We start from the raw sequence: 12,124 nt of genomic DNA, 5'->3' as shown, positions 1-12,124 counted from the left end.
TGTTTGGTTATTCGACCTAAGCGAGGCTTTCCTCCTGTGGAATATTGCTTTGGTACTAAGCCTAACCAAGCAGAGAAGTCGCGACTTTTATCAAATTGAGAGCCATCACCTATCGAAGCGAGTATCGCTGTTGCGGTTTGTGGCCCAATACCTTGAACCTTCATCACTCGCTGGACATTAGTGCTGACCTTGGCAAAAGAATCGAAGACTTGTTCAGTATCGGCGATACGTTGGTTGAGTTCGTCAAGGTGGTGATAAGCATCAGCTATCAATGTTCTTGCAGGGAGTGGCAGTTCATTTTCTGCATCTTCGAGCATTAAGGGAACCTGTTGCATCAATGAAGAACGACCAACAGGAATGATTAATCCGAATTCAGAAAACAGGGCACGCATGCGATTCATAAGCGCGGTGCGTTCACGAACCCAATGTTCTCTCATTCTATGTACCGATAGGATGGCTTGTTGCTCGGGGAATTTTACGGGTACAAAGCGAGTTGATAGGCGCTGAACAGCTTCGCATATGGCAACAGCATCATTAAGGTCGTTCTTTCCCTTAGTTCGATAAGGAACTACGTATTTAACGGCCATAATGCGGGCGTCATGACCCAGTTTATTGAGTGTTCTTGCCCAATAATGTGCACCACCACACGCTTCAACGCCTATACGCATGAGTGGCATATTTGCTATTGTAGTCAGCAGTTTAGAGCGAGTTACTGACTTATGAAGTATGACCTTACCGTTTTGGTCTACGGCATGAAGGCTAAAGTGGTTTTTGGCTAGGTCGATACCGCAGAAATAAGAATAATTAGACATGGTGCCTCCGGTGCAATTAAGTACCACATAAGTGTGGCAGATCCTCGGTAGGGGGAATCCATGTCATTCGTTAGGCATCGGAGAGAGTGCTCTATGTGGGGAGAACTTCACGAAGAAAAAGAAATAAATATTGCGTTGCCTGAACCAATGGGAGCAGGCAAAGGCAATCGTTTGTTTCGTGAGCTAGGAGCGAAGCTTCACTACGATGTATATGATTTTTCCGCTGCTAGTTCCGAAAATTGGCAGTCGGAATCTTTGCTTCACGTTAAGCTCAAATTCAATGACAAAGAAGTAGACGCTCAGGAAAACTTTAACCTTATTTCTCTTGTCTACCCGTTCGCAGTTCGTCCCAGTTCAGATCAACAGAAAGCTCTAAATCTCATCAGTAAAGTTATTGCTAAGTTTAATGGCAATGCTACTTACCAAAATCAAGAGTTTTCAGTTTCCACTGTTCAAAGCGACTGGGATTTATGTAACGATTTTCTACTTAAAGAGTGGGGCGAAGAGCCTGGTAGCAAATCGCTGGCAATCATGATCCAGGAGAATTATGCCTAACAAGGCCATCATAGGGACATTGTTTACTCCGCGGCACTTTGGTGTGGCTGCGCCACTTTACACCAAAGCACTACTCCATAAACAATGCCCCATATGGCGGCGTTGCGTGCTAGCGTATTTAAATATCGAGAGATTTATGGATTATGAACTACCAAAAGCGATGGTACTGAAAACAATAGATGGTGGACATGTGGGTTTCATGTTGTTAGCTCCCAATTCAGGCGAATCAGGAGAGTGTGTTTTCAGTTTGTCTGCGTCATCTTTAGAGGCAATCGATAGCAATTTAGGGCTCGTTCTATCTGAGCTTAAAGTTTCTGGCGAGCATAAATACGTAGTGGAAACCATAAAAGATGGGTACTTAATTAATATTGCACCAATAGGTCTACCTAATGTTCAAATTCAGCTTAATCATCAGTTATCCGGAGATATAGTTACTGATATTGAAGGCCGAGTCGCTTGTATTGGAACAGCTGAAGTGGTGGGGCAACGCGCACAACAAGCAATTTAAGAGGGATGCTCAACGCCTGGCACTTTTGCTTCTACTTCAAATTTAGTGTTTACGGTTTAGTGTGTTAGGTTGGGTGGTGGCGTTGTTCACCCCTTAATTGGGCGTTATACCGCAATCAATCGTCTAACCTTTTCATGGCTTTACGGTAAACATCGCTACGTTCGCGTTTTCCAACTGCTAAGACGGTTACAATGATGACATCGTCTTCAACTTTGTAGACGAGACGGTAGCCCGATTGACGTAACTTAATTTTATACATGTTGTCAGCTCCAGAAAGCTTTGAAGCCGGAACGTGTGGGTTATCTAAGCGCTCGATTAGCTTTTTCTTAAATTGTTGTCGTAGAGTAGAGCCAAGCTTTTTCCACTCTTTGAGTGCACTCTTTTTAAAGTCGAGTTTATAGGTCATCAATATTTACCGAAATGCTCTCTTCAGATTCACGCTCTTTGGCGATAGCTAGTAGTTCAAGATCTTCGAGTCTGTCCATCATCATTTCGTACGCTTCGGCAGGCACGCAATAAAATGCTGGTTCATTTCGGTTTAATACAGCAACAGGTTCGCCGTAAGCACTAGTTGCAACTTTCATAGGGTTAGCTTTCAACTCAGTAATGCTTGCAGCAACATCGGCTAAAATTCTAGTGGTCATATAATCGGTCTCTTAAGTGGTCTTTATTTTGGTCATTTTAGCCTCAAGCAAGCGGTATAACAAGTTGCTTAAGAGTGATTCGCAACGCGTGGCATTTTTACTATGCGTCGGTTTATGTGTTTAAGGTATTATGCTGAGGCTAAGGTATTGCGTTGCTCATCCCTTTATAGAATCTGGTGCATCTCGAATTAAGCATTTCCACCATCTTTCCATACAGATCCCTATCGTTACTCCCTCGGTTATTGGGGCTACTTAATTACGATTTGTTCTCTCTACAATGAAATCGATGAGCAGTCGTACTTGCGATGGCAAATACTCTCGAGATGAGTAGTAGAGCCACACGGGGATTGGTTCTCCCCAGCACTCTTCAAGTAAGGGAGCTACTTTTCCTTGTTTGATGGCTTCTTCAAACATCCAGTTCCCTAAACAAGCGATACCAGCACCCATAATCACGGCTTCTTTTGCAGCCGAGAAGTTGTTAACGACGAGATTGCCTTGAGGTTCATGAAGCATGGCATGATCATCGATCTTTAAGCGCCACTTGTGCATTTTTCCCGTCGTGATGGAACGAACCGGTATGCATTTATGATTCTTTAAATCGTCTAGAGAACGAGGGGCACCAAATTGTTGGATGTAATCATTGGAAGCATAAAGCCCGATCTCAGTTTGTAGAATGGGCCTTCCTATTAAGCGTGAGTCTTCGTTGATCGATACGCCGACGCCAAGGTCAAAACCTTCTTCAACTAAGCTTACGTTCTTATCATCAAAGCTTAAATCGCAAACCACATCTGGGTACAGGTTCATAAAGTCTATGATGATAGGCAGTATGATGTCTTGACCGATCGAACTCGCAGGTAGGTTAACTTTGATCTTTCCTGATATGTGGGAAGGGTCATCGGTGAGTTGGCTGATAACATTTTGAATCGAACTTACAGAGGGAGACAGGCTGGCATAAAGCTGCTCGCCCGCCGGGGTTAGGCTCAAAGAGTGAGAAGAGCGCAGAAACAGTTTGGTTTGCCACTCTTGCTCTAACTTTCCAATGGCTTTACTCACTGCAGGTGCAGATATACCAAGCTCTCTCGCAGCCTTTGCAAAGCTTCCGAGCTTAGCGACTTGTATGAAGACTGGCAGCTGTGTAGGAATCGATTTCATTAACTTTTGGTTATTTATAAAGTAATTAATGTCAGGCTACAGGTTATGATAAAACTCGTCAATAATGGACTTAATCATGCAACAGAGTCCATTTAACCTACCTTAAAGTGCGACTCTTTAATTCACCAGTTATTGATAGGGCACGTCATCACTATGTTAAAACAACTTACCACACTGATTTTTAGTTTCCTGATCGCAGTATCAGCCGCTCACGCCAATAATGACCTCAACACACTCAGTACAACGTATGATGCAAAAGCACGTTATGAGATGAGCGAGAATGATGTTAAAAGTTTTGTTTATCAGTGGTTTGCTGCATTTGACCATCAGCGAGAGTCAGGTTACTTCGTCAATCGCATTGCACAACCAGTAAACATGCATTACCCGGGAACGCCTATCAATTCTGTAGAAGCATTCTTAGCTTGGTATCAAGGTGTGACAGATAACATAATTTGGAACAGTCACGATATCGTTAGTATGGATGTGCAAGGCGACCAAGCATCTGGTTGGACGGTTTCTTATGACGTTCGTTGGCAAGCAACGTCAAAAACTAAAGAGAAGTTCGACATGATGGTTCATCAAGAGCTTGAAGTTATTCGTGTTGGCGACGCTTTAAAACTGGCCAAGCTAGAAGCGACAGTCGTCGAGTAAGGAGACTATTATGAAAAAGTTAGCGGTTCTTTTTTCTGTATTTGCCGTTGCAATGGGGGCGGCATTTCAGGTGTTCTGCGCTGATACGATTCATCTTGCTGCTTACCATGGTAATGAAGCTAAAGTGATTGAGCTGTTGAAAACCAATCCAGATCCCGATGCGCGAGATTCTTACGGCGGCACAGCACTGCACGCAGCAATGTTCCAAGATAACACTCGAATCGTTGAGCTTCTGATTGATGCTGGATTTGACGTCAATGCAGTCGGTCCAAGAAACGGCTACACCCCTTTGCACGATGCGGTGTGGGGGAACAACCTGCCAGCATTGAAAATCTTAGTGGCGAATGGCGGTGATATTACGATTGAAGGTCTGGATGGCAATACGCCACTTGAGAAGGCCATCGACGAGAATAAATCCGATATCGTTGCTTACTTAAAGAGTATTGAGAAGTAGGTTGGTGATGACAATGGAATGTAAAACGTCAGAATATGATACGCTCATCCAACATTTTAGTGAGCGCAAGTTTACCAAGAATGACATCAAGAGCTTTGTTCATCGTGTATTTTCTATGTATGAACGAGCGACAGTTGGTAAAGACCGCGTGCCCGCTGAAGCTTTTGCGTTACTCGTTGATGAGCATGTCCAGGTTGATTTTCCTGACTACAAAATCTGTTCTCGTCAGGAGTTTTTAGAGTGGCACCGCTGGATTCATGAACGATTGCTGTCGGATGATCATGATATCAAAAGCATAGAGGTGTCTTACCTAGCTAATGGTAAATACAAAGCTTGCTTCGACGTTCGTTGGAGAGGGGATTTTAAAGATGGTTCTTTTACTGACGTGTTTGTCGAGCAGCAGTGGATCATGTACGAAACCGAAGAGTACACTCACCCGATCATCGAGCATTACACGGCAGTTGTTAAAGATTGATGATGCATTGCTCCACCAAGTTTAGTGAGTAAGTGGCTGGAAACCCTAATGCTTCTTTGCGTTCATAATAGAATCGTTAAACCCATAGAAATGCATTAATGCGCTCAAACTCTTTTAACGCTATGGCATCAGCCGCTATTTCAACGGTGGCTGACTCCAAAGCATGCCACTCAATACCTTCTGCTTCATGGGCTTGAATCTCACCATCCCAGTTAGCGACGATAAAATAGTGTATGAGCTGCAGTTCTTGTGTGGGGTGGTAGAGCGAGCATAAATATTGGTAGTTGATCGGCGTGACATCAAGTTCCTCTTTCACTTCTCGCATCAAAGCTTGCACTTGGGTCTCACCATCTTCGATATGGCCTCCGGGAATAGTGATTAAGCCCGGATCGGTCTCTTTGTCCTTTCTTCGTTTCTCTAACAGTATTTTGTTCCCATCTAACATAATGAAAGAGATACATTCGTGGGTTTTCAAAGTCACAATTCCTTCTGGGTGCTAACGTAATTTTCGGTGCAGTTGCTAAGTTATGACGTGCTGTTCTTGATCATCTCTAAGCAACTCAAGGATGACCTCATCTGGAGTGGCTACTCGAGTTAGTAAGTGGGTTATATCAGGGTCTTCAATCGCTTCTAATGCGTAAACGGATTTTCCAAGGCCTAGGGCATAGCCAATGTCCATAGCGACGCTCTTACCTACGTAACCATCAAAGTTAAAGATGTAAGTAATGTCTGCCTCTCGAATACGCTGTAAACAACCGTCAATACCATTACTTTGGAGAGGGTCAGAGATAGTTGTTTTAATATCAGCATCAGCCAATATTTTATGGATAGCTTGCATCTTCTCTAGGTTTTTAAAGCTGCCAGCGATATAGATGGATTTGCTCATTTTATTTCCCTCACTCGGAAAACGCCTCTATCGGAGTGTTAGTGTTTTTGGCGTGACATTTGCGCATTTCATAGCGGTTAGAGTCTATTTCTGCGTTTGGATTCTTTTTGATATTTAGATTCGGCGTATAACCAAAATCCCCAAAACATGAAGAACGTGCAGACCGTATAGAGGATGTAGTTAGGCGCATTCTCAGAGAGGAAGTGGTTAAGACTGTGAGCGTCTGAAGATGGGTAAAACAGCGCCACATTTAAGACGGAATATACGAAGCCTGCTGTCAAAGTCGATTGTAACAACCATTTTAAGCATCCTTTCTCTCGTAGCTTTCCCCAACTATCAAACTTTTTACTATTCACTTTTTAGTTCCTTTGGTGATTTTTACTTCTAAAACGCAAAGCCATGCGAGTTAAAATGCCATGCGCACTGAATCTTTTGAATGAAGTTATTTATAGCTTAATCCAGCGCTGTCGTAAGCTCCGTTCATTGAGTATATTGAAGTGTCGAAAAATAATCAGAGAACACTTGGAAATTTGTCACAAGGTATCCATCCCCGTTTGGAATTGTCGAGAGCTTGGTTAACCCTTGGCCGTTCTCAAAAGTTGCTTGCACTTCATAATTAGAGAACTGATATTGCCCATCATATGTTGATAGCGTTAACTTAGAAGATATCCACTTTGGGTCTTCAATCGCTTTTATTGGTCCTAATGTACTGATCAAATTGATGAACTTTTCACCCTCGTTCGTCTCCAAATTCGCTACAACTTGAGGATGAAGAAACCCTTTAAATTCACTTAAATCGTTAGTATCAAAGCTAAGCACGACCTTCTTTATATATGTCTGAGCAATGACATCTTGCTCTGCTGATTTCCCCATGTCGTAGAATGCCAAAATCCCCATGCCAACCGCGCTAATCACTAAAATGATGAACAATGCCGTTAGCACTTTAGCCCAAATCTTTACCATGAATGTTCCTTTTCATGTTGGTGTGGTTGTTCGATTGGCTGTTTATATTTCCCCAATAGTACAAAGCCTACTTATCAATATGGTATTGATGTTTAATTGCACTCTAGATAATCGGAATTTAGACATATTTGAGACTTTTTGAATGCCTCACTCATTTCTTTGTAACTCATACTTCTAGATACCGTAACAATTGATATATCAGCTTCTTTATAGCCATTTTGCTTTGCTAAGGTGAACCACATGAAGGCCAGTTTGTTATTTTGGTCAACACCATTACCTTGGGCGTACATTATCCCAAGGTTGTGTTGAGATGCTGCATAGCCTTGCTTAGCTGCTTTGAGGTACCATCTGGCAGACTGTTTGTCGTCTTGGGTGAGTCCTTTCCCTTCGGAGTACATCACTCCAAGATTATGTTGGGAGGTTGCATAACCTTGCTTTGCTGCTCTTAAGTACCAAGTAGCCGCTTTCAAGTCATCCTGAGAGATTCCTTTTCCTTGTGAGTACATATCGGCAAGGTTGTGCTGAGACGTTACATTCCCCTGAACCGCCGCTTCGCGATACCAGTAAAATGCTTGGCTATGATTTTGAATCAGTTCGTTCCCAAACTCATAAATCTTAGCAAGACTATACTGAGCTGTTATCTCGCCCTGTAAGGCTGCTTTGCGATACCAATAAACAGCTTGTTCATCATTTTTTGTGACTCCTTGACCATGGTGATAGCTAAACCCAAGGTTAGTTTGTGCTGGAGCATAGCCTTGCTCGCTGGCCTGTTGATACCAATAAATAGCTTTGCTCGAATCTTCGAGCATTCCATTATTTGGGTCATAAATCATAGCAAGATTGTATTGCGCACGGACTTCTCCTTGAAGCGCCCCTTTTTGATACCAAACCTCAGCCATCCTATAATCTTGAGCGACACCATTTCCTTGAACATACATACTGCCCAGGTTATTTTGTGCCACCGCGTAGCCCTGTTCAGCCGATTTGCGATACAAGTCTAGCGCTAGATTAATATTTTTCGGTACTCCTTTCCCTCTTTCGTACATTGCCCCAAGGTTATTTTGTGCAATGGAATAACCTTGTTCAGCAGCCTTACGATACCAATTTGCCGCTAGGTTATCATCTTGTGGGACTCCCATACCGTCTTCAAACATTACTCCAATGTTGTTCTGTGCTATGGCGTCCCCTTGATTCGCAAGGGGAATTAATATGTTGTAAGCTGTTTGAAAATCACCACGATCCAATGCATCCAAGCTTTTATCAAGTTCTGACGACTGAACTAGAGCAGAAAACAGTAAGAGTATTAAAGTTATAGTTTTTAACATGAGTTGTATTTTAGTCACAGTGAGTGGTTTTTTTGTAATTAACGCGCCCCACTTTGTAATTGGGATGCCAGAAGCAAAAGCACATGGATTAGAACAAAGAATCGTACGTCCTTTCTTTTTGCCAGTAGTTTCTTGTTGCCAAGGTTTTCACACTCTTTTCCAAAAATGATCGGAAAATAGAAAATGACCATTCCCAAATAGAAAACTCCTGGATTAGGAGCTCCCCAACGTTCCCAGTGATGGAATTCGTCATCAACCCAAGTTTCATAGAATTGTCTCGTCGATGAAAGTAAGGGGAAGAAAGACAACAAATATAGACATAAAATGATAGTCGAAATCATGCAGTTCCTTTTTACATAAGACTAGTTTGAGGTCTCAGTCCATTAGCTTATTACTTACATCTGTCATGGGTAATCTGAACGTTTGTTATTGGTTTAGTCCCATTAGCGGTAACGTCAATCGAAATCCACTTACCTTCTGCTAGCCAAGATCTTAATCCCACGCTACTACATATTTTTTTAGGTAACGATTTCTGAGAGTTTCGGGCCATCATAGCCTTGCTCTTATCATTTAGGTCTACGTTCGAAATATTAACCCGTAGAGCAATGATGTTGTCTTCGATTCTTAAGGACCTGACTCTTACTTTCTTATCTTCTTCAAATAAAAGCTCTTGGAATTGCGTCTTCAGTTCTTCTATCTGTTGCTTTTCTTTATAGCGTGGGTAGTACTCATTACCGACTATGATGACAGGTAATAAGAATAATAAAATCAATCTCAAATTACGCATTTATACCTCATGCTTGTACCGCCTAGTTGAGTAGCTGACGGTATTACTACTTAGCTAAACAATTGATAATGCCAAGCGCTGTGAATCTTGTTTAGGTCTCGTGATGTTAAAGGTATTGAGGAACTTTTCTTTTGAATATCTCTATTAATTCGGGGTCCATGTATTTGTATATGTCAGGTATACCTAAGCAAATGACGCGTTGTTTGTTTACCTGACTGCGAAATTTCTTCGTAAGTTTATTTTTATGGGATTGCTCCATAACAAAGATAATATCGGCCCATTCAACACCTTCACATTCCAGAACTACTGATTTTACTCAAACAACTGTACAAATAGCGTTGAATCCCAAGCAGAAACAACGGGTGAGTCTGATACGACGGCCTTACTAAAACCGTATTTTTTACTCTGAGTAACGAAAGCAATTGGTTCACTTCTGTATAGTAAAGCGACCGAGTTACCATCAGTAGACCATAGGAAGCTAAAATCTTGCTCTGATGCTTTTTCAATAATGGCGATTTTAGAAACTTGGCCTTTATGTAATGTAGGTGGTTCACCAACCACTACTTTTTGTCTCCACGCTTTCTGTGAAAGAGGTTCGTACTGTATGTATGCTACTGCGTCTCGTATCGGTTCTTGAGACTTTGGCTTCGTTAAGTAAAGGACTCCAGATAGGTTAAACTCATCGAGAACTGCATACCGCTCGGACACTTCATTGTATGAGTTAAAAAACAAACCTTCAGGCATAGCTGCTCCTGGAAATGAAGTCAAAATGAGAAAGATTATCTTATGTATGCGTTTGCGAAAACTCATAGGTTACTCTAAGACACTGTTGTTATAATCGGACCATCGTTCAATAAATTGATTAAACTCACTAACAGAATATCCTCCCCACATGCTTTCTAAGCCACCAGTATCTTTTTTTCCTACAATTTCACGTTCTACGTTAATCATCACGAAAAACGGGTAACCCTGAGGTTCGGGAAGATAACTTAAAAACTCATCGTTGTAGTTTTCTTCACTGACATTGACTTTCATTGTTGTAAAAGTTTCATCCCAACGTTCTCGTACAGAGTCTTCCTTTTTCATAAAGGAACTTAATTTATGACACCATACGCACCAGTCTCCGCCAAGAATCAAGAGTACAGTTGTATTGTTTTTTTGGGCATCTTTAACAGCCAACTCGAAATCAGAAAACGGATCTCTTTCCGGAGAATATCCTTGATTGTATGGCTGTTCACTAAATGAGAATGCGTTACAGCTAAAAGCAGCAAGAAGAAGGCAAAATATTTTTTTATACGTTTTCATTATTATTCTAAATTATTCAACTCAATGTGGAGAAGACTTATTGGCTCATGTCCATTTGGGATAGATGGGCTATAAAAGCAGCTCTGGGAGTATGCTTGATTGTTCTAGGAATCTTACTGATTTTTGTTTATAAAAAACAATAGATTATAGAAAAAATTTGATGTGTGAATGAAAAGAAAGGAGGGTATTGTTCATTTCAATGATTCAGTGAAGGAAGTCTTAACCCGAACGGTAAACGTTAGAATCAAGAGTTAGGAATCGTTGCTACACAATTGGATATCAGTTTTTGCCAGGATAGTACGAAGGTCGGCTATCGTATGCTGACTGAACACCCTGATGCCATTCTCCTCTAGCAAAGTAGCGGTGACTCCTGAACCATCGATTTTGGTTCCGCTAAAGGTACCGTCGTAAATATTAGAACTACCGCAGGATGGACTGCCTTCTGCTAATACTGCGTACTTGATTTGCTGCTTTTGACATAGCTTCAAGGCGTTCTCTGCACCAGTTACAAACTGAGCGGTAACATCGACGCTGTCGTCGCCGACAACGCTCGCCAAGCCATCTAGTACATCGATACCTTGTCCTGCGATGATTTCGGCTGGTGGTCTGGGAGTTGGCAGCCCTGCCGATACTTCTGGGCAAAAGATCACAAGCTCTAGGTTTGATTTGAGCCATTCCAAATCAGCTTCAGAGATGGACAAGCAACTTGCGTTGTATCGAACTTTGTTCCCCATTAAACATGAACTGACTAATACTTTTTTCACCCAGAACTCCTTACAGACGTTATCGAAGACTACTTGCGTCGCTTTAATCAACGAATTGAAAGAACACTTGCTGCAATAATTTCTTTCTAACCCTTAATTGGCACAATCATACTAATATTTCCTGAACATAAACAAATAGTTGTGCCTTGTTTATGATGGGAGGAATTAAAGGCTGTGAATCACGAACCCAAGACGTGTGCCTTATCGGTTTATTAGCGACTCGAAGCTTGGTTGTGTCGATAGAATTTCGAGGTCAATAACATTGAGTACCCCAGCGAAAGGTGAGTGCTGCATAAGCTCTGCAATGTTATTGGTCTCAACGGCGTTAAAGATGGCGCTATGACGGAACTGAACGTAATCCAGTGCGACGTGGAGGTATAAATTGGCGAGGTTGGGTTGCAGATAGGATTTGATGCCTTCGACGCTTAGTTGTTGGTTTAACTTTTCCAGGGCCACTGCCATTCCTTTTTCGCCGCGTGCAATTAACTCGTTCGGCTCGTCGGCATAGCGCTTTAACGCAGCACTTCTAAACGCAATCTCCATCAGTGTTTTTGCAAAGCCTAACTGACTGACCTGATCAACGCTTTGATATTCGATAGATGTTAGATCTTCAGACTGGCTGACTTTGATTAGGTGTTGGCAAATACATAGGCTCTCGGAAAGGGTGATACCTTCTTTGGTGACTAGTGTTGGGATCAAACAAAACGGGTTTGCGTCTACCAACTCTGCAGGCGATGACCACGGGTCAACCCATTCGAGAGATAAAGAAGAGCTTTTCGTGAGGAGAGCGGTCGCGACTACAGCACGCGAAAATGGGGATGTGTCATTGAGATACAGTTTCAT

The 12,124-nt window shown here is 42.1% G+C and carries 18 protein-coding genes; 5 read left to right on the top strand and 13 right to left on the bottom strand.

Going from position 1 to position 12,124, the window contains the following annotated elements:
* A partial coding sequence (locus KI743_RS08790; RefSeq protein ID WP_285466032.1) for an IS110 family transposase occupies positions 1–812 on the bottom strand: 812 nt, incomplete at its 3' end.
* A 93-nt stretch (positions 813–905) separates the two neighbouring features.
* Here KI743_RS08790 and KI743_RS08785 point away from each other — a divergent pair.
* Positions 906–1,367, top strand: a complete 462-nt coding sequence (locus KI743_RS08785) for a hypothetical protein (protein WP_285466031.1) — start codon at positions 906–908, stop codon at positions 1,365–1,367.
* Positions 1,368–1,503: 136 nt separating this feature from the next.
* Positions 1,504–1,875: a hypothetical protein gene (locus tag KI743_RS08780; RefSeq protein ID WP_285466030.1), complete on the top strand. Its 372-nt coding sequence runs from the start codon at positions 1,504–1,506 to the stop codon at positions 1,873–1,875.
* Between the two features lie 115 nt (positions 1,876–1,990).
* Here the strand turns inward: KI743_RS08780 and KI743_RS08775 are convergent, their stop codons facing one another.
* The 3 genes from KI743_RS08775 to KI743_RS08760 all read right to left on the bottom strand — a co-directional run bounded on the left by KI743_RS08775 (position 1,991) and on the right by KI743_RS08760 (position 3,671).
* Positions 1,991–2,281 carry a type II toxin-antitoxin system RelE/ParE family toxin gene (locus tag KI743_RS08775; RefSeq protein WP_285466029.1) on the bottom strand — a complete coding sequence of 97 codons (291 nt, stop codon included), beginning with the start codon at positions 2,279–2,281 and terminating at the stop codon, positions 1,991–1,993.
* A complete protein-coding gene (locus KI743_RS08770) occupies positions 2,271–2,519 on the bottom strand; it encodes a type II toxin-antitoxin system Phd/YefM family antitoxin (RefSeq protein WP_005377003.1) in 249 nt (82 codons plus the stop codon). The genes KI743_RS08775 and KI743_RS08770 overlap by 11 nt, the downstream gene beginning before the upstream one ends.
* Before the next feature lie 252 nt (positions 2,520–2,771).
* A complete protein-coding gene (locus tag KI743_RS08760) occupies positions 2,772–3,671 on the bottom strand; it encodes a LysR family transcriptional regulator (RefSeq protein WP_285466028.1) in 900 nt (299 codons plus the stop codon).
* Between the two features lie 153 nt (positions 3,672–3,824).
* Between KI743_RS08760 and KI743_RS08755 the strand changes: the two genes are divergently transcribed.
* From KI743_RS08755 to KI743_RS08745, 3 genes are read left to right on the top strand one after another with little or no spacing between them, the layout of a single operon-like run.
* Entirely contained in the window at positions 3,825–4,322 is a 498-nt protein-coding gene (locus KI743_RS08755; RefSeq protein WP_285466027.1) for a hypothetical protein, read from the top strand.
* A gap of 10 nt (positions 4,323–4,332) precedes the next feature.
* The gene (locus KI743_RS08750) at positions 4,333–4,776 is read left to right on the top strand and encodes an ankyrin repeat domain-containing protein (RefSeq protein ID WP_032551804.1); all 444 of its coding nucleotides are present in this window, start codon (positions 4,333–4,335) and stop codon (positions 4,774–4,776) included.
* A 13-nt stretch (positions 4,777–4,789) separates the two neighbouring features.
* Positions 4,790–5,251, top strand: a complete 462-nt coding sequence (locus KI743_RS08745) for a hypothetical protein (RefSeq protein ID WP_285466026.1) — start codon at positions 4,790–4,792, stop codon at positions 5,249–5,251.
* Positions 5,252–5,327: 76 nt separating this feature from the next.
* Here the strand turns inward: KI743_RS08745 and KI743_RS08740 are convergent, their stop codons facing one another.
* From KI743_RS08740 to KI743_RS08700, 9 genes are all read right to left on the bottom strand, one after another.
* The gene (locus KI743_RS08740) at positions 5,328–5,726 is read right to left on the bottom strand and encodes an NUDIX hydrolase (protein ID WP_285466025.1); all 399 of its coding nucleotides are present in this window, start codon (positions 5,724–5,726) and stop codon (positions 5,328–5,330) included.
* A gap of 45 nt (positions 5,727–5,771) precedes the next feature.
* Entirely contained in the window at positions 5,772–6,137 is a 366-nt protein-coding gene (locus KI743_RS08735; protein ID WP_285466024.1) for a nucleotide pyrophosphohydrolase, read from the bottom strand.
* 480 nt (positions 6,138–6,617) lie between these two features.
* Positions 6,618–7,100: a hypothetical protein gene (locus tag KI743_RS08730; protein WP_285466023.1), complete on the bottom strand. Its 483-nt coding sequence runs from the start codon at positions 7,098–7,100 to the stop codon at positions 6,618–6,620.
* A gap of 92 nt (positions 7,101–7,192) precedes the next feature.
* Positions 7,193–8,425, bottom strand: coding sequence for a tetratricopeptide repeat protein (locus KI743_RS08725; RefSeq protein ID WP_285466022.1), 1,233 nt, complete (start codon positions 8,423–8,425; stop codon positions 7,193–7,195).
* Positions 8,426–8,816: 391 nt separating this feature from the next.
* Positions 8,817–9,212 carry a hypothetical protein gene (locus KI743_RS08720; protein ID WP_032551798.1) on the bottom strand — a complete coding sequence of 132 codons (396 nt, stop codon included), beginning with the start codon at positions 9,210–9,212 and terminating at the stop codon, positions 8,817–8,819.
* A 312-nt stretch (positions 9,213–9,524) separates the two neighbouring features.
* Complete coding sequence (locus KI743_RS08715) at positions 9,525–9,956, bottom strand: hypothetical protein (RefSeq protein WP_285466020.1); 432 nt, start codon at positions 9,954–9,956, stop codon at positions 9,525–9,527.
* A gap of 69 nt (positions 9,957–10,025) precedes the next feature.
* Positions 10,026–10,517, bottom strand: coding sequence for a thioredoxin family protein (locus KI743_RS08710; protein WP_285466019.1), 492 nt, complete (start codon positions 10,515–10,517; stop codon positions 10,026–10,028).
* A 251-nt stretch (positions 10,518–10,768) separates the two neighbouring features.
* Positions 10,769–11,281 (bottom strand): DUF523 domain-containing protein, encoded by a 513-nt coding sequence (locus KI743_RS08705; RefSeq protein WP_285466018.1) that lies wholly within the window; start codon positions 11,279–11,281, stop codon positions 10,769–10,771.
* A 201-nt stretch (positions 11,282–11,482) separates the two neighbouring features.
* Positions 11,483–12,124 carry a glutathione S-transferase family protein gene (locus KI743_RS08700; protein ID WP_285466016.1) on the bottom strand — a complete coding sequence of 214 codons (642 nt, stop codon included), beginning with the start codon at positions 12,122–12,124 and terminating at the stop codon, positions 11,483–11,485.

Origin of the sequence: Vibrio sp. D420a, assembly GCF_030248625.1 — a bacterium.
Lineage (GTDB): Bacteria > Pseudomonadota > Gammaproteobacteria > Enterobacterales > Vibrionaceae > Vibrio > Vibrio fortis_A.
The sequence above is the reverse complement of the archived record's forward strand: the minus strand, read 5'-3'. Positions and strand labels throughout refer to the sequence as shown.